17 protein-coding genes are annotated in these 16,300 nt (G+C 67.1%); 4 read left to right on the forward strand and 13 right to left on the reverse strand.

The genetic code is table 11. From position 1 onward, the window contains the following. Positions 1-46: 46 nt before the first annotated feature. Positions 47-1,138 carry an inositol-3-phosphate synthase gene (locus VF643_RS05455; protein WP_331042362.1) on the forward strand — a complete coding sequence of 364 codons (1,092 nt, stop codon included), beginning with the start codon at positions 47-49 and terminating at the stop codon, positions 1,136-1,138. Continuing rightward, entirely contained in the window at positions 1,135-1,896 is a 762-nt protein-coding gene (locus VF643_RS05460; protein WP_331042363.1) for an NTP transferase domain-containing protein, read from the forward strand. Before VF643_RS05455 ends, VF643_RS05460 begins: the two co-directional genes overlap by 4 nt. A gap of 74 nt (positions 1,897-1,970) precedes the next feature. Here VF643_RS05460 and VF643_RS05465 read toward each other — a convergent pair whose 3' ends face one another. Both VF643_RS05465 and VF643_RS05470 read right to left on the reverse strand, forming a co-directional pair. Further along, positions 1,971-4,307, reverse strand: a complete 2,337-nt coding sequence (locus VF643_RS05465) for a putative bifunctional diguanylate cyclase/phosphodiesterase (RefSeq protein ID WP_331042364.1) — start codon at positions 4,305-4,307, stop codon at positions 1,971-1,973. Continuing rightward, positions 4,307-4,918 (reverse strand): methylamine utilization protein, encoded by a 612-nt coding sequence (locus VF643_RS05470; protein ID WP_331042365.1) that lies wholly within the window; start codon positions 4,916-4,918, stop codon positions 4,307-4,309. The genes VF643_RS05465 and VF643_RS05470 overlap by 1 nt, the downstream gene beginning before the upstream one ends. Positions 4,919-5,030: 112 nt before the next feature. Between VF643_RS05470 and VF643_RS05475 the strand changes: the two genes are divergently transcribed. Next, positions 5,031-5,918 carry a DUF3034 family protein gene (locus VF643_RS05475; protein WP_331042366.1) on the forward strand — a complete coding sequence of 296 codons (888 nt, stop codon included), beginning with the start codon at positions 5,031-5,033 and terminating at the stop codon, positions 5,916-5,918. Between the two features lie 13 nt (positions 5,919-5,931). Next, positions 5,932-6,393, forward strand: a complete 462-nt coding sequence (locus VF643_RS05480; RefSeq protein ID WP_331042367.1) for a group 1 truncated hemoglobin — start codon at positions 5,932-5,934, stop codon at positions 6,391-6,393. Between the two features lie 3 nt (positions 6,394-6,396). On the opposite strand, the gene VF643_RS05485 is transcribed toward VF643_RS05480, so the two are convergent. The 11 genes from VF643_RS05485 to odhB all read right to left on the reverse strand — a co-directional run bounded on the left by VF643_RS05485 (position 6,397) and on the right by odhB (position 16,256). After that, a complete protein-coding gene (locus tag VF643_RS05485) occupies positions 6,397-6,756 on the reverse strand; it encodes a DUF4440 domain-containing protein (RefSeq protein ID WP_331042368.1) in 360 nt (119 codons plus the stop codon). Positions 6,757-6,808: 52 nt separating this feature from the next. Then, complete coding sequence (locus VF643_RS05490; RefSeq protein ID WP_331042369.1) at positions 6,809-7,672, reverse strand: RDD family protein; 864 nt, start codon at positions 7,670-7,672, stop codon at positions 6,809-6,811. Beyond that, the gene (locus VF643_RS05495; RefSeq protein ID WP_331042392.1) at positions 7,656-8,666 is read right to left on the reverse strand and encodes a stage II sporulation protein M; all 1,011 of its coding nucleotides are present in this window, start codon (positions 8,664-8,666) and stop codon (positions 7,656-7,658) included. Before VF643_RS05495 ends, VF643_RS05490 begins: the two co-directional genes overlap by 17 nt. Before the next feature lie 20 nt (positions 8,667-8,686). Further along, positions 8,687-10,006 (reverse strand): DUF58 domain-containing protein, encoded by a 1,320-nt coding sequence (locus VF643_RS05500; RefSeq protein WP_331042370.1) that lies wholly within the window; start codon positions 10,004-10,006, stop codon positions 8,687-8,689. 44 nt (positions 10,007-10,050) lie between these two features. Then, on the reverse strand, positions 10,051-11,007 hold the full coding sequence (locus tag VF643_RS05505; protein ID WP_331042371.1) for a MoxR family ATPase: 957 nt from the start codon (positions 11,005-11,007) through the stop codon (positions 10,051-10,053). Next, positions 11,004-12,230 carry a hypothetical protein gene (locus VF643_RS05510; RefSeq protein ID WP_331042372.1) on the reverse strand — a complete coding sequence of 409 codons (1,227 nt, stop codon included), beginning with the start codon at positions 12,228-12,230 and terminating at the stop codon, positions 11,004-11,006. The genes VF643_RS05505 and VF643_RS05510 overlap by 4 nt, the downstream gene beginning before the upstream one ends. Then, positions 12,227-12,934 carry a DUF4129 domain-containing protein gene (locus tag VF643_RS05515; protein ID WP_331042373.1) on the reverse strand — a complete coding sequence of 236 codons (708 nt, stop codon included), beginning with the start codon at positions 12,932-12,934 and terminating at the stop codon, positions 12,227-12,229. Before VF643_RS05515 ends, VF643_RS05510 begins: the two co-directional genes overlap by 4 nt. An 89-nt stretch (positions 12,935-13,023) precedes the next feature. After that, positions 13,024-14,418, reverse strand: coding sequence for a dihydrolipoyl dehydrogenase (lpdA, locus tag VF643_RS05520; RefSeq protein WP_331042374.1), 1,395 nt, complete (start codon positions 14,416-14,418; stop codon positions 13,024-13,026). Next, entirely contained in the window at positions 14,411-14,782 is a 372-nt protein-coding gene (locus VF643_RS05525; protein WP_331042375.1) for a DUF5615 family PIN-like protein, read from the reverse strand. Before VF643_RS05525 ends, lpdA begins: the two co-directional genes overlap by 8 nt. After that, complete coding sequence (locus tag VF643_RS05530; protein WP_331042376.1) at positions 14,779-15,021, reverse strand: DUF433 domain-containing protein; 243 nt, start codon at positions 15,019-15,021, stop codon at positions 14,779-14,781. The genes VF643_RS05525 and VF643_RS05530 overlap by 4 nt, the downstream gene beginning before the upstream one ends. A gap of 14 nt (positions 15,022-15,035) precedes the next feature. Next, positions 15,036-16,256 (reverse strand): 2-oxoglutarate dehydrogenase complex dihydrolipoyllysine-residue succinyltransferase, encoded by a 1,221-nt coding sequence (gene odhB, locus VF643_RS05535; RefSeq protein ID WP_331042377.1) that lies wholly within the window; start codon positions 16,254-16,256, stop codon positions 15,036-15,038. Positions 16,257-16,300 lie beyond the last annotated feature (44 nt).

Raw genomic sequence — 16,300 nt, forward strand, 5'->3', positions numbered from 1 at the left:
GGGACCTGGGCGCGGGTGCCATTTTCTCCAAGGATCAGATAGGCTGATGACAAGCATCAAGGTCGCCGTCGTGGGTATCGGCAATTGCGCGAGCTCGCTCGTGCAGGGTCTGGCGCATTACCGCGAGGGGGCGAACGACCAGACGGGGCTGATGCATTACGACATGGGCGGATATCGCCCGTCGGACATCGAGGTCGTCGCCGCCTGGGACATCGACCGGCGCAAGGTCGGGCTGGACGTCGCGGAAGCGATCTTCGCCAAGCCCAATTGCACCGCGGTCTTCTGCCCGACGGTCGAGGCGACGGGCGCGGTCGTCAGGATGGGCCGCGTGCTCGACGGTTTCGCCGAGCATATGGCCGATTTCAAGGACGACAGGACCTTCCTGCTCGCCGACTTGGCGGAACCCACCAAGGACGAGGTGGTCGCCGAGCTGCGCCGCACCCGCGCGGACGTGCTGATGAACTATCTACCCGTGGGCAGCCAGGAAGCGACCGAATTCTACGCCGAATGCGCGCTGGAGGCCGGCGTCGCCTTCGTGAACAACATCCCCGTCTTCATCGCGTCGAACCCCGTCTGGGCGAAGCGCTTCGAGGATGCCGGGGTGCCGATCATCGGCGATGACATCAAGGCGCAGCTGGGCGCGACGATCGTCCACCGCGTGCTGACCGACCTGTTCGCCAAGCGCGGTGTGAAGCTGGAACGCACGTACCAGCTCAACACCGGCGGCAACACCGACTTCCTCAACATGTCCAACCACAAACGGCTGGCATCGAAGAAGATTTCGAAGACCGAAGCCGTGCAATCGGTCGCGGCCGAGCGGCTCTCCGACGACAACGTGCATATCGGGCCGAGCGATTATGTGCCGTGGCAGAACGACAACAAGGTGTGCTTCCTGCGCATGGAAGGCACGATGTTCGGCGGCGTGCCGATGAACCTGGAACTGCGCCTGTCGGTGGAGGATTCGCCCAATTCGGCGGGCGTCGCGATCGACATGATCCGCTGCGCCAAGATCGCCAGCGATCGCGGGCTGAAGGGCGTCGTCGATCCTGCAAGCGCCTATTTCTGCAAGCATCCGCGCACCCAGATGACCGACGATCTCGCCAAGGTAGCGGTGGAAGACTTCATCCAGGCTGCGTGAGCGTGCCTCAGGAAAGGATCACCACCGCGGTGATTCTCGCCGCGGGCGAAGGTAGCCGGTTGCGGGGTTCAGCAGCGTCGAAGCCGCTGTGCCCGGTGGCCGGTCGCCCGATGATCGATCATGCGCTCGACAATCTCGCACAGGCGGGCATCCGGCGCGTGGTGCTGGTGCTGGGCTATCGCGGGGACGAGATCGCCGCGCATCTGGCGAACGGCGTGCAGCCGGTGGCGATCGAGATCGTATGGTCGGACCCCCGGCTGCCGAACGGCGTCTCGGTGCTCGCCGCCGCCTCCGCAGTCGGGAAAGACGATGCGTTGCTGCTTATGTGCGACCATCTCGTCGATCCGGCGCTCTACGCCCGCGTGGCGGCGGAGGGTGCGGGAAGCGGATTGACGCTGGGCATAGACCGGCGGCTGGGCCACGACTGGGTCGATCCCCTCGACGTCACCTGCGTGGCGACGCTGGGGCGGCGCATCGTCGCGATCGGCAAGGGGCTCGAGCCCCATGATTGCTACGACACCGGCGTCTTTGCGATCGGCCCGAAGCTGTTCGCCGCGCTGGCGACGCTCGATGCCCCGTCACTGACCGAGGGCGTCCGCATCCTCGCCGCTACCGGCGACGCCGGCGTGGTCGATTGCAGCGACCTCGACTGGATCGACGTCGATGATGCCTCGGCACTGGCCAAGGCCGAAACGTGGCGGGCAGGCCACGGCAAGGCCTCCAAATCAGCTCACGACGACGCAGCGCGACAATTCTAAAGCCGGTAGGTAGGACGCCTGACCGCCGTAATGCCAGACAGGCTGCACCGCGCATGTCTCACCGGTAAGAAGCGTCAGGCACGCCGCCGGTACTGGGCCTCGCCCGCGATCAGCCCAAGTACGGCATCGCCGCCTACCGGCCGGCTGAAGAGATAGCCCTGGATGCTGCCGCAACCCTGGCCGCGCAGTTGCGACAACTGGCCTTCTTCTTCGACGCCTTCGGCGGTGGTGTCCATGTGGAGCGCCTTGGCAAGGTCCACGATCACCTTGACGATCGCGGCGGCACTGGGATCGTCGGCGATCGCGATGACGAAGGACCGGTCGATCTTGAGCTTGTCGAAGGGAAAACTCCGCAGATAGCTGAGCGACGAATAGCCCGTGCCGAAATCGTCGAGCGCGATGCGGATGCCCATCTCGCGCAGTCGGTGGAGCAGCGCGAGGACATTGCCCTCGCCATCGAGAAAAACCGATTCGGTGATTTCGATTTCCAGACGGCCCCGCGCGATGCCGCTGCGCGCGAGCGCCTGGAGCACGATCGCCTGGAAGCCGGCATTGCGGAACTGGATGGGTGAGACGTTCACGGCGACGCGGACATGCTCGGGCCAGTCGCGTGCGTGCTTGCACGCCTCATGCATGACCCATTCGCCGATGCCGACGATCAATCCGGTCTCCTCGGCGACCGGGATGAATTCGACGGGCGGGATCAGCCCGCGGGTCGGATGATGCCAGCGCAGCAACGCCTCGAAGCCCCCAATGCGCTCGGCGTCCAGATCGTAGATCGGTTGGAAGTTGAGGACGAACTGCCCCGATCGCAGCGCCTCGCGCAGGTCGAGTTCGAGCTGACGGCGGCGGCGGGCGGCTTCGTCTAGTGCGGGTTCGAAGAAGCGGAAGCATCCCCGCCCGTCCTGCTTGGCGCGATAAAGCGCCAGATCGGCATTCTTGAGCAGCATCTCGGCGTCATGCCCGTCATGCGGGCCGATCGCGATCCCCGTGCTGACCCCGGCCGCGATCAGGCTGCCCTCGATACTCACCGGCTCGCGCAGTCGATCCAGGATCGCCTGGCCCAGCGCGCGCGGGCGATCGTCGTCGAACCGTCCGCTCAGCACGATCGCAAACTCGTCGCCGCCCAGCCGCGAGACCATGGCATCGGGCGTCAACTCCTGAAGCATTTCCGCTACCGCGCGCAGCAGGGCATCGCCCACGGGATGGCCGAGCGTATCGTTCACCCCCTTGAAACCGTCGAGATCGAGGCAGAAGATCGCGACGCGCTCGCCGCTGCGCGGAACACGCGCGATCGCCTGTTCAAGTGTCTGGCGGAACGCCGTGCGGTTTGGCAGGCCGGTCAGCGCGTCGTGGAACGCCAGGTGCGTAATCCGGTGCTCGCGCTCGACGATGCCCGCGGACATGCGGTTGAAGCTGTGCGCGAGCCGGCCGATCTCATCGTTGCCGACTGCGACCACTTCGGTCCGCGTGCCTTCCTCCAGCGCGCGAGCCGCCGCTTCGAGTGCGGCGATCGGCCTCGCGATGCTTTCGGCCAACCGGCGGCTGCCGAAGATCATCAGGATCAGTCCGAGCAGCCCGGCCAGCCCGATGCCGATCTGCAGCGGCACATACGGCGCCATGGCCTCGTCGAACGGATAGCGGATCATGATCGCCGCCTCGGGCGCATCGGCGAGTCCCGCGAGTGGCTTGGCAATGGCAAATGCACGACCCTGGGGCAATGCGATCAGTTCCGGTGTCCTGTCCCCGTCAACGCGTGCGACCAGTGCGTCAATCGCATCGCTGCCCGCGCCGCCGCCCGCCTCGACCCAGTGACCGCCGCGTCGGCGCAACATGGTCGCGGTCACCGGGATCGCCGACAGTTTTTCCAGGCTGCGCATCTCGCGCGCGTCCAGGCGTACCGCGAAAACCACCCAGCCGATCGGCATAGGCGCGAGTATCGGCGAGGTGACGAGGCGGTAGGTAACGCCGTCCGTCTCGGCCACCGCATCGCGACGACCGGCCGCGGCGGCACGCGCCAGCTTGGTCGTCGCCGCATCGAGTCCGCCGACGCTACCCTGAACGAGTCCGTCGACGCCGACCACCGCCGCCGCAGACACGCCGGCGCGGGCACGTATGTTCTCGAGCGCGGACTCGAGCGTCGGCCGATCGTTGCTGGCGACTGCGGCGCGAAAGCCGAAATCGCGCACGAGCACGTCGGCCGATGCGGTGAGAGACTGGGCGCGCAACGCCCACAACCGATCATAGACCGTGCCGCTGCTCGCCAGCTCCGCCGTGACGCTGCCCCGCGCGTGGTTCCAGATCATCACCTGCGCGACGACCGCGACGGCCGTCAGTGCGGCGGCAAACAGGATCGCATAGAGAACCGCCAGTCGCGTCCTCAGCGATCGGAAGCGCGGGCGAAAGAGCATCAGCGCGCGATCGAGACCGTGGTTGCAAAGCCGGCGGCAGGAACCGTCACGCTCTGCGCGAGACTGTTGTCACGGCTGCGGATCGAGGGGTGCCAGACGCGGATCGTCACCGCACCGGCGGGAACGCCGTCGAACCGCGCATGGCCGCTGCCATCGACCTGCTCGGCGAACGGCGTCGCGGTGACATAGACGATGCCGCTCATCGAATCGTGGATGTTGCACCCCAGCGCGACGACGCCCGGCTTGTCGAAGACGACGCTGCGCGTGTCTTCGCGCCCATATAGCTTCAGGTCGAACTTCTTGGGGGAGGAGAAGGAATAGACGTGATGACGCACGCGATCGCGATTGGGAAAGGTCACCGACGCGCCGACCGGCACGATCAGCATGCGTGGCTGGAACGCGATGTCACGTTGCTCGACCGCATAGGGCCCGCGCACCGGCGCCCCGCCGATGCGCGGACTCTCCACCGACACGATCGCACCCAGCAACGGCTTGCCGTCCGCGCCGCGCACGTCGACCGCGACGGGAGCGGCGCGCGCGACGGCGGATATTCCCACGACAGGGGGAAAAGCCAGCGCAAAGGCGAGACTGCGAGTGGTGAGCCGGATCATCGACCGGTCACCTAGTCGGTTCGGGTTTCGACCGTGTAAACCGCCGATTTACGGGATGATAACCATGACCGCTTACAACGGTGAAGACACGGGAATCGGACGGAATTGACAGGTGCTGGGAAGGATCGCGGTCGCGCTTGCCGCTATGCTGGCGATGATACCCGCAAGCGCATGGGCGGATGATGGGCGCGCTGGCGGCAAGCTGCTGCTGACCGGCGGCGTGACCAGCGTCGAGGGGGCAGGCGGTGGGGGGTTGGCCACCTGGGCATTGATTGCGGGGAACGAAACCGACGCAGGGATAGGCGGTACCGCGCATGCGACGATCGTTGCGCTGCCCGATTTCGACCTGGAGAGTTTCGGAGCGGCGATCGGCCTCTTCGACCGGGTCGAACTCTCCTATGCACATCAGAACTTCGACACGCGAGATGCCGGCGCCGCACTGGGCCTGGGTCGCGGTTATGCCTTCGCGCAGCATATCTTCGGCGCCAAGCTGCGCATCGCGGGCGATGCCGTGTGGGATCAGGATCGCTGGATGCCCCAGATTGCGATCGGTGTGCAGCACAAGATCGCCGACGGAGGGAGACTGGGACGGCCGTTGCTCAAGGCACTCGGCGCGCGCCAAACCAGCGGCACCGATTTCTACGTCGCCGCGACCAAGGTTCTGCTCGCCCGCAGCGCGGTGCTCGGCGGCGCGGTGCGCTTCACCAAGGCGAACCAGCTGGGATTGCTCGGCTTCGGCGGCGATCGCGGCGCGAAGCGGACCGCGCAATTCGAAGGATCGGCCGGTATGCTGCTCACCCGCCGCATGCTCGTCGGTATCGAATATCGCACGAAGCCGGACAATCTGACCTTCGCGCAGGAGGACGACAGCTTCGACCTGTTTGCCGCCTGGGCGTTCAGCCGCAACGTGTCACTCACGGCTGCCTATGCCGACCTGGGCGACATCGCCACGGTCAAGCGCCAGCGCGGGGCGTTCCTGTCGCTCCAGGGCGCGTTCTGAAGAGAGTAGACCGATGATCCTGACGCTTCTCCTTCTCGCCGCCCAGGTGCCTCCGGGTGAGGAGCCGGTCCCGCCTTATGCTCATGCCGAGGCCAATGCCGGGGCGACGCCATTCCGCGACGACGCGATGTTCGCGGCATTCCACGGGCACGCCGGCGTCTCCCGGATCGTCGACGACCTAATCGCGCGTAACCTGCGCGATCCCCGGGTCGGCGACATCTTCAAGGGGCAGGATACGATCCGCCTCCACCGGCTGCTCAAGGAGCATTTCTGCTACGTCCTGGGTGGCGGCTGCGCCTACACCGGCCGCACGATGAAAGACGCGCACAGGGACATGGGGCTGCAAACAGCGGACATGGGCGCGCTCGTCGACAATCTGCAACGCGCGATGCAGGCCGAAGGCGTGGCCTTCGCCGCGCAGAACAGGTTCCTGGCCAAGCTGGCGCCGATGAAGCGCGACGTCGTGGTCCGCTGAGGGCTATCCCGCCAGCGCCAACGGCGGGGTCTGCTGATGCTGCACCACGCGCCATTCCTCATGCGCGATACGGCGGTAGGTGGAGGTGCAATGCGCCTGATACGTCTCCCCCGCCCGCTCGGCCCTGGCATGATAGGCGACCACGATCAGCCCCTCCTCGGGCCGCGCGACACGACGATCGGTTAGGTCAACCGACGCCCAGCGCGGCGTGTGCGTCACCGCCTCGACCGCTTCGGGGCCACCCATCACATAGGGGGGCGTCGGCAGCACCATCAGACAGTCGTCGTCGATCGAATTCTGATAATGCAGCGCATCGGCGGTCCACAGGCTCTCCTCGAAGGCCCAGATGCGTTCGTCGTCCATCGTGCGTCTCCTGTTCGCCGCAGTGAACCGGCAGCGAAGGAAACGATCCCCTTCAGTGGCTGGCGTATTTATCCTCGCGGCGGCGCCCTAGCAGCATCGCGCGCTCCAGGCGGACGCAGAGCGCCGCATAATAATCCTCCAGGAAGCCGCGATCGTCGCCGTCATCGCCCAGCCCCGCCTTGCCCCGGATCGTCCACGCCACCGTGGAGATCGCTTCCGCGCGACCGCCGCGCAGCACCTCTTCCAGCGTCTGCAATTCGTATATGCCATACAGGCCGAGCGCGGCTTCGGAGAACACGCGGCGCGGCCGTTCGACCAGCCCCAGATCGTGGCCCAGATTGCCACGGACGTCGCGTACCACCCAGGTGCCGGCCACGACATCGCCCAGCCTCAGCCGATCGCGGTTGAAGAGCGGGAAGAAGAAGAACAGTCCGCTCCATAGAAGCGCGAAGATCACCAGAAACGTGTCCGCAGCGCCTTGCGCGGTCTGATAACCCAGGAAGGACAGCGGCAGGAACACCTCGATCTCGCGCATCGCATTGCGTGCGATCACCGCGCCGCCGGTCAGCCGCGCGCCATCGCGCGCGACGACGCGCAGGCCCATCATCCGCTTGCCCGGCGTCGCGCCCCGGCCGCCCAGTTCGAACAGCACGAACCAGCCGTTGCGCAAGCCGAAGAAGCCCAGAAGCCACAGGATCGCGAGCACGTCGCCCTTCGAGCGGGCTGGAACGCTATAGGCGATGGCGATCGTCATCGCGATCACCACGAAGATCATCATCAACGCATCGAGGACGAAGCCGCCCGCGCGCGCGCCGGCCGCGCCGAGTTCCAGCTGGAGATCGACGCCTTCGGGGGTGACGAAGCTGCGCCGCAGCGACGCGCGGGCCGGGCGGCGCTTCCTACGCGGCCAGCGCATCGCCGCTCCTCCGGGGCAGATAGAAATACATCAGCCACCCGACGAGCATCGCCCCCCCGATCGCATAGCGTTGCGCATCGCCCAGGATCGTCTGGCGACCGATCCCCTCGAGCAACCCGGCAATAGCCAGCATCACCACAGCGCCCGCCATTACCACCGCCGCCTGTCGGCCCGCCGCGACCGCGGCATCGGCGCGCGACATCCGGCCGGGAAAGGCGATGGCGGTGCCGATCCGGAACCCTGCCCCACCCGCCAGCGAGATCGCGAACAACTCGGTCGTGCCGTGGATCGCGATCCACCCCATGAAGCCGAACCCCAGCCCCTTGGCCACGAACACCGCCCACAACGCCCCCAGCGAGAGTCCGTTGTAGACGAGCAGCAAGGCGGTCGGCACCGCGAAGGCGAAACCCAACGCGAAGGAGAAGATCGCGACCTGGGCATTGTTCGTGAACAGCGCGGTTGCAAAGGTCGCCAGCATTTCCTGCTTTGGGGCGTATAACGAGTCGAATAATTTGGAGAAGGACGCGGTCGGATCACGGCCGCCGGCAAGCGAATCGGGCATGATCGCGTAGAACCAAGCCGGATCGCTGCGGACGATCAGATACCCCGCGAAGATCCCGGCCAGCAGCAGCGCGAAGGCGGCCAGCGTCTCGCGCCATAACCCCTGCGCCGCTTCGGGCCATCCCCGGAGGAAGAAGTGCCCGATCGCGCGCGCCGGCGAGGCGGGCGGCCCATAGAGTTGGAAATACGCCCGCGTGCATAATTGTTCGAGATAGGTGACGAGCGCGCGGTCGAGCGAGGTGGCGCGCGCCAGCGACAACGACGACAGCGCCGAGCGATAGAGCAACGGCAAGGCGAGGAGGTCGTCTTCGTCGAGCGCCCTGATCGACTTCTTCTCCACGCGCGTGACCAGCCGATCCAGCCGTTCCCAGTCCCCCGCATGCGCGGCGCGAAAGCGGGTGGCGTTCACGGGCGCCGCCCCACCCTGGATCATCGCCCCCTGCCCTACCCCGGTCACAGCAGGTTCCTCCGCTTGAGATCGACATAGGCGGCGACCAGCCGATCACCGACGCGGTCGTGCTCCGCCTCGACGACGTGCACGCCCAGGTGCCTGAGCCGTGCCAGCACCACCCAACGATCGCGCAGCAGCCCCGCCGCGGTCACCGCGCGGGTGACGTCGTCGGCATCCACCGGCGAACGATCGACGATCGCCTCCAGCTCCTCGTCGCGCAGCACGACCACCATCAACAGATGCGTCTCCACCAGCCGCGACACTGCACGCACCAGGAAATCGGCCGAGGCCAGGTCGGTGAATTCGGTGAACAGCACGATCATCGACCGCCGCGTCAGCCGGGTGGCCAGCGTCGTCAGCGCAAAGGTGTAGTTGCTCTCCTCGCCGCCATAATCGATCCTCGCCGCCAGCCGCTGCAGTTCGGCAAACGCGCCAGCCCCCGACACCAGCCCGCTGGCGATGCGCGGGCGCGAATCGAAGGCGTGGAGCGCCACCCGGTCACCCAGCTTCAGCGAGACCCACGCGGTCAGCAGCATCGCAGACACCGCCCGATCTACTCGCGGCAGGCCTGCGACGGGATCCGACATCTGCCGCCCGCAATCGACCGCGAAGACGACCTGTTCGTTGCGTTCGGTGCGAAATTCCTTGGCGTGGAGCTTGCGGTGCCGTGCTGATTGCTTCCAGTCGATCGCGCGGCGATCCATGCCCGTGCGGAATTCGACCAGCGCATCGAAATCGGTGCCGTCGCCGCGGTCGATCTGCGCCATCAACCCCTGAAGCGCATGGCGTCGGAATATCTCGGCACCGCGGTTCTGCACCGGGCGGATGTCGGGCAGGATCGGGAAGGTCGCGTCGTTCTCGATCACCCGTTGCTTCCAGACCAGCCCCAGGCTGCCGCGCCAGCGCAGCCAGACACGGTCGATCCCCGCGGTGCCGCGGCGGATCGCGGTGACCCGCAACAGCGCCGCGCCGCGGCCGTTCGCCAGCGTCATCCAGCTGCGCCCGTCGTCTTCGGCGAAGAGAAGCGGATGCGCGGCGAGCGCGACCTCAATCCGCGATGGCGCGCCGGCAACGGAGACGTCGAGCGTCAGTTCAATCGTCTCGCCGACGCACACGCTTGCAGGCGTGGACAGCGTCGCCGTCGCTCCACTGCCCCCCCTCAGCCCGTCCACCAGCGTCAGCAGCAGGACGGCGGCTGGCCACGCCAGCCCGGCATACCAGGCATGCGGCACGACGACGCCGACGACCAGCGCCAGCGGCACACCCGCCGCCGCTGCGAACACGGCCGCGCGGGTCGGATAGATCGTGGTCCTACCCGTCATGCGGTTCCTGTTCCGGAATCCGGCGAATCATCATGGCACCCGCGTCAACGCGGCGCCTCGATCGCCTCGATGATGTCGGCCACGACATGCTCGATCAGCCGGCCGTCGATCTCGGCGGCGGGCGAGAGGATCAGCCGGTGGCGCAGCAAGGCCGGCGCCAACGCCTTCACGTCGTCCGGAATGACGAAATCCCGCCCGTCGAGCGCGGCGCGCGCGCGCGCCGCCCCCGCCAGCATCGCGCCCGCCCTGGGCGACGCCCCGCTCTCCAGATCGGCGACGTCGCGCGTCGCGCGGACCAGTGCGGCGATATAGTCGATCACCTCGTCGACCAGCCGCACCCCCGCGACGCACGCCACCGCCGCGTCGAGCGTGCCGGCATCGCAGCGCGGCTCGACCCCCCAATCCTCGGGCGCCATCGCGCTCTGCCGACTGCCGTGCGACGCGATGATGCGGCGCTCTTCCTCGGCGCTGGGATAGCCGACGACGTGCTTGAAGAGGAACCGGTCGAGCTGCGCTTCCGGCAGAGGGTACACACCCTGCTGCTCGATCGGGTTTTGCGTCGCCACCACCATGAACCGATCACCCAGCGGCAGCGAGTCGCCGTCGATCGTCACGGTGCGCTCCTGCATCGCCTCCAGCAGCGCGGCCTGGGTCTTGGGCGGGGTGCGGTTTATCTCGTCGGCGAGCAGCAGATCGGTGAAGATCGGCCCGCGCGTGAGCGTGAATTGCGACGTCTGGAAATTGAACAGGTTCGCGCCGATGATGTCGCCCGGCATCAGGTCCGGCGTGAACTGGATGCGCCGGAACGCCAGCCCGACGACGCGCGCGAAACTGTGCGCGACCAAGGTCTTGGCGGTGCCCGGCGGCCCCTCCAGCAGGATATGCCCGCCCGCGAACAGCGCGGTCAGCATCATGTCAACGGTAGCCTCCTGACCGACCACCGCCTTGCCGATCTCTCCGCGGATCGTTTCGGCCAGTGCGCATACCTCGTCCACCGTCACGTCCTGGTCTCCTTGTTGTCGGTGATCGCCCATCGGTGGAGCGCCTGAGCGGCCTGGGCCAGCGCGTGCCGGTCCTGGGCCTGGGTTGCGGCCGTCGCGAGATCGGTGAAGCGCGCGCGGCCGCGCAGCCGATCGAGGTAATCGTCGATCGCCCCGTCGCGCAGCCGCGCGGGCACGCCGAACGCGTTCACCGCGCGCTCGCGGATCACCTGCGCATACCGGCTTCCCAGCGCTGCCTCGCGGCCTGCACGACGGACCAGCGTGGCGGCATTGTCGATCAACGCCGCCTTGCCGAAGGCGATCGCGCGCGGGCGCAGGCGCGCGGGGCCGAAGCGCGCCACTGCCTGAATCCCGACGAGCAGGAGAACCGCGGCGATCGCCAGCGTCATCGCCAGGAACGGTGGCGAGAATGCGAGCTTCAACGGGCTGGACGAATGCCCCAGACCGTTGAGCGTGACATCGAAATAGATCGATTCCGCGCCATTGTGCTGAAGATAATCCAGCAGCTCCAGCGCCGCCCGCGCGCCCGCCTCGGTCGCCAACCCGCGGTTGTCGATCAGGTCCGGGTCGGACAGCACGTACACCGGCCGAGTGCCCAGCGCGCCGAGCACGATCCGTCCGTCGCGATCGGTGATGAGCGGGAGGACTCCGGCGCCCGAAAAGGTCTGCAACGGTCGCGGCGCGGTGAAGCGCATCCCGTATTCGCGCGCCGCCCGCGACACCAGCCGGAAGCCCTGGCTTCGAGAGATGGCGACGGTCAGCTTGTCGGCCGGCGCGAGCACGCGTTCGGCATTGCCCCGGCCCGCCAGCCCGACGTAATTCACCCAGCCGGTCGTGTCCTTGTCGGGCATGGTCGCCCATTTGGGCAGGATCACCAGGGTCGGCTTATCCGTCCGCTGGCCGAGCACCTCCGACATGTCGATATAGCCGCTTTCGGGGGTCACCACGAGCAGGTCGGGCACATCGAGCAGCCGCTTGTCGCGCACGATCTGCGGCCTGCGCCCCGTCGCCTCGGCCAGCGCCACCAACCCGGCATAGCCGGTCGCCCCGTTCGACAGCGCGTGGGCGCCGCCGTTGCGCCCGGAGCGCAGATCGGGCGCATAGGCGCCGACGATCAGCATGCCGACGAAGCCGATCAGCCCGACGACGATCATCAGCGCGATCGTTCGTGGCCGGAAAGCGCCCTCCCCGCTTGCCCCCTGCCCCATCGTCAGGTCGCTCATGCCTTCCATGCTCCGGGCAAACCGAAGTCGGCATAGGCCGTGCGGGCCTGCGTCCAGTCGGCATCATCGACCGCATGGCCGCCGAACAGGCTGGCCTCCACCGTTGCCGCGATCCGCGCGAACAGCCTGCGTGCGCCCGTCGGGATGCCCGGTGCCGCGGCGAGTTCGCGGCTCGTCAGCGCAGGTCGGACTGCGGCGGGGCGGCGGCGCGCGATGTCCTCCACCGATCGGAACAGCAGCAGATGTATCGCCTGCGCGAACTCGCCGCGTGCAGCCAGCGCGTCCGCCTCCTGGAGCCACGCACGCACCGGCGCGGCGTCCGGGGTCCATTCCTCCTCGGCAAGCGCGACACCTGCCGCGGCTGTCGACTTGCGCCGGGTGGCCAGTCGCCAGACCCCGTGACGGACCCGCTCGTAGATCATCCAGAGCAGCGCCGCCGCTGCGATCGCGATCACGCCCCAAAGGATGATCCGCGCATAAGGCGCATCGGGCATGAAGCTGCCGATCCATTGCAGCGCACGGCCGACAGGCGCGAACACATCGCGCAACCAGCGACCAAGCGCGCGGAGCCATTCGGGCGGCGCCGGCGGCGGCTTGGCGCGCGACAGCACGAATTGGATCGACGCGTCCTCGCGCAGCGCCCGATGCGCCGCCGCAAGGCGGTCGGCCTGAACCGCCGCGGCCTGCAAATTGCCCCCGCTCACGCTATCCCCCGGTAAGCACGACCCGCTTCGTGCGCCGACCTTATCGCAACGCCGAGCCGGTGCAACCGCCGCAATCCAAGCCCCTGAGGCTAGGCGTGGATCGGCTTGCCCTGCACCGCCATCGCCGCTTCCTTCAGCGCCTCGGCATGCGTCGGATGCGCGTGGCAGGTATAGGCGATGTCCTCGCTGGTCGCGCCGAACTCCATAGCGATGGCGGCTTCGGCGATCAGCGTGCCCGCCAGGCTGCTGACGATCCACACGCCCAGCACCCGGTCCGACTTGGCATCCGCGATGACCTTCACGAAACCATCGGTGTCGCGGTTGGTCTTGGCGCGGCTGTTTGCGGCGAAGGGGAATTTGCCCACCTTTATCTCGGTCTTGGCCGCCGCAGCTTCCTCGGTCAGGCCGACGCCAGCGATCTCCGGCATCGTATAGACCACGCTCGGGATCACATCGTGGTTCACGATGCCCGTCTGCCCGGCGATGTTTTCGGCGACGGCAACGCCTTCGTCCTCGGCCTTGTGCGCCAGCATCAGGCCAGGGGTACAGTCGCCGATCGCCCAGACGCCATCCACCGACGTGCGGAAGTCGTGATGCGTATCCACCTGCCCCCGCGCATTGGGGGTCAAGCCGATCGCCTCCAGGTTCAGCCCGTCGAAATTGGGCCTGCGCCCGATCGAGACGAGCACCGCATCCGCCGCGATCGTCTCGGCAACACCGCCCGCGGCCGGCTCGACTGTCACCGTCGCGGTGTCGCCATCGACCGAGACCCCCGTCACCTTGGTCGACATGCGGAATTCGAAGCCCTGCTTCTTGAAGAGCTTGGCGCTCTCCTTTCGGACTTCGCCATCGAAGCCGGGCAGGATCTGGTCGACATATTCGACCACCGTCACCTTCGCCCCCAGCCGCCGCCAGACGCTGCCCAGTTCCAGCCCGATGACACCGCCGCCGATGACGACGAGATGCTCGGGCACCTTGGGCAAGGCCAGCGCACCGGTGCTGTCGACCACGACGCGCTGGTCGATCTCGACCCCCGGCAGCGGGGTGACGACCGATCCGGTCGCGATGACGATGTTTTTGGCGGTGACGATCTGATCGCCCACGGTCACCTTGTGCGCATCCTGAAATGCTGCACGCCCCTTGAGCCACGTCACCTTGTTCTTCTTGAAGAGGAACTCGATGCCCCCGGTCAGCTCCTTGACCGCCTTGCCCTTTTCGGCGTGCATCTGATCGAGGTTGAGGCTGACGCCGGTGAAATCAACGCCGAATTTGGTCAGATGCCCGCCCTTGGCCTCCTGGTACAGTTCCGACGCATGCAGCAGCGCCTTGGACGGTATGCACCCGACGTTCAGACAGGTACCCCCCAGCGTCTCGCGCGCTTCGGCGCAAGCGGTCCGCAGGCCCAATTGCGCCGCGCGGATCGCGGCGACATAGCCGCCGGGGCCGGCGCCGATCACGAGGACGTCATAGTCATAGTCAGCCATCGGAGTCGGCCTTTCGCGTAAAAGGGCGACGACGGACATGTTCGTCGCCCAAGACAGTGATATGGCCTCGCAGCCGATCGAAATCGGGGATTGCCAGCAGGCGTGGGACGATGTCGCCCACATCGTCCGGCTCGAACCGTATATAGATAATGGCTGGCGGGGGTGCATGTCCCCTGAAGAACACCAGATCACCGAAATCGCTATCGCACGTCACCAACACACGGGCGTTCGCGACGGCGTAGGCAAGAACGGTCTCGTCGTCGGCGCTCGGGGTCACGTAGATCGCCCGTTCGACATCGTGACCGCGCCCGGCAAGTGCCTGCGCGATGATGCTACCGACATTGGCATCGCAGATCAGCCTCAAGCAGCACGCGCCTGACCGATCGCGACATAGCTTTCATCGCGCATCAAATCAGCCGCGAACAAGGCGGCGGAACGCAGGTGTTCTGGCAGGATACCCGGATATTCACTCGCGATCTGGTCATATTGCCAGCCGGCACCGACGAGCTTCAACACACGCTCGACAAAATAGCGCGTGTCCCTGAACACGGGTTTTCCGCCCAATACACCCTCTGTGGAATGGATATAGTCCCGCCAATCCATGTGCCACGCTCCCGCTACAGGTCGATCAAAATCCGCGTCGGATCCTCGATAGCATTTTTCAGCGCCACCAGGAACGCCACCGCCTCGCGCCCGTCGATCAGGCGGTGGTCGTAGCTGAGTGCGAGGTACATCATCGGGCGGATCACGATCTGGCCGTTCACCACCACCGCGCGATCCTCGATGCGATGGAGGCCGAGCACCGCGGACTGCGGCGGGTTGATGATCGGCGTCGACATCAGCGAGCCGAACACGCCGCCGTTGGAAATCGTGAAGGTGCCGCCCTTCATCTCGTCCATCTTGAGCGTGCCGTCCTTGGCGCGGCGGCCGAAGTCGCCGATCGCCTTTTCGATCCCCGCTACCGACAAGTCCTGGCAGTCGCGGATCACCGGCACGACCAGCCCGCCGGGCGAGGACACCGCGACCGAGATGTCGGCGTAATCGTGATAGACGATCTCGTCGCCTTCGATCGAGGCGTTGACCGAGGGCAAGTCCTTCAACGCCATCGTCGCGGCCTTCACGAAGAAGCCCATGAAGCCGAGCCGCACGCCGTGCTTCTTCTCGAACAGATCCTTATACTTGGCGCGCGCTTCGATCACCGCGGTCATGTCGACGTCGTTGAACGTCGTCAGCATCGCGGCGGTATTCTGTGCCTCTTTCAGCCGCTTGGCGATCGTCTGGCGCAGGCGCGTCATGCGGACCCGCTCCTCCCTGCGCCCGCTCGCGGCAGCGGGTGCCGGCGCGGTGGCGGCGGCGGGTGCTGGCGCCGAAGCGGCGGGCTTCGACGATGCCGCGGCCTGCACGTCCTCCTTGGTGATCCGCCCGTCCTTGCCCGTCCCCTTCACCGACGCCGGATCGACGCCGTGTTCGAGCACCGCACGCCGCACCGAAGGCGAGAGCGCCGCGGGCGTCTCTTCGGTCGCGGCCGGGGCGGGCGCCGAGGGCGCGGGAGCCGCCGCCGCGGGCTTGGCGGCCACAGGAGCCGCAGCCGGCGCCGCGCCGCCCGCATCGACGGTCGCGATCATCGCGCCGACCTGCACCGTGTCGCCGACCTGCACCGCATGCGCGCCCATCACGCCGTCGACCGGCGATGGCACCTCGACCGAGACCTTGTCGGTCTCCAGACTCGCGATCGGCTCGTCGGCCTTCACCGGGTCGCCCGGCTGCTTGAGCCATTCGCCCAGGGTCGCTTCGGTGATCGATTCGCCCAGAACGGGGACGGTGACTTCGGTTGCCATATTCTCTTACCTCATCCGCCGGACGCGCCGGCCATAGTTCTGGT

The sequence above is a fragment of the Sphingomonas sp. genome, assembly GCF_036387595.1.
Lineage (GTDB): Bacteria > Pseudomonadota > Alphaproteobacteria > Sphingomonadales > Sphingomonadaceae > Sphingomonas.

Coding starts and splice junctions, on each gene's coding strand:
- VF643_RS05530 (WP_331042376.1), bottom strand. CDS start 15,021: ATGGATTGGCGGGACTATATCCATTCCACAGAGGGTGTATTGGGCGGA.
- VF643_RS05495 (WP_331042392.1), bottom strand. CDS start 8,666: ATGATCCAGGGTGGGGCGGCGCCCGTGAACGCCACCCGCTTTCGCGCC.
- VF643_RS05480 (WP_331042367.1), top strand. CDS start 5,932: ATGATCCTGACGCTTCTCCTTCTCGCCGCCCAGGTGCCTCCGGGTGAG.
- VF643_RS05485 (WP_331042368.1), bottom strand. CDS start 6,756: ATGGACGACGAACGCATCTGGGCCTTCGAGGAGAGCCTGTGGACCGCC.
- lpdA (WP_331042374.1), bottom strand. CDS start 14,418: ATGGCTGACTATGACTATGACGTCCTCGTGATCGGCGCCGGCCCCGGC.
- VF643_RS05470 (WP_331042365.1), bottom strand. CDS start 4,918: ATGATCCGGCTCACCACTCGCAGTCTCGCCTTTGCGCTGGCTTTTCCC.
- VF643_RS05500 (WP_331042370.1), bottom strand. CDS start 10,006: ATGACGGGTAGGACCACGATCTATCCGACCCGCGCGGCCGTGTTCGCA.
- VF643_RS05465 (WP_331042364.1), bottom strand. CDS start 4,307: ATGCTCTTTCGCCCGCGCTTCCGATCGCTGAGGACGCGACTGGCGGTT.
- VF643_RS05490 (WP_331042369.1), bottom strand. CDS start 7,672: ATGCGCTGGCCGCGTAGGAAGCGCCGCCCGGCCCGCGCGTCGCTGCGG.
- VF643_RS05455 (WP_331042362.1), top strand. CDS start 47: ATGACAAGCATCAAGGTCGCCGTCGTGGGTATCGGCAATTGCGCGAGC.
- VF643_RS05510 (WP_331042372.1), bottom strand. CDS start 12,230: ATGAGCGACCTGACGATGGGGCAGGGGGCAAGCGGGGAGGGCGCTTTC.
- odhB (WP_331042377.1), bottom strand. CDS start 16,256: ATGGCAACCGAAGTCACCGTCCCCGTTCTGGGCGAATCGATCACCGAA.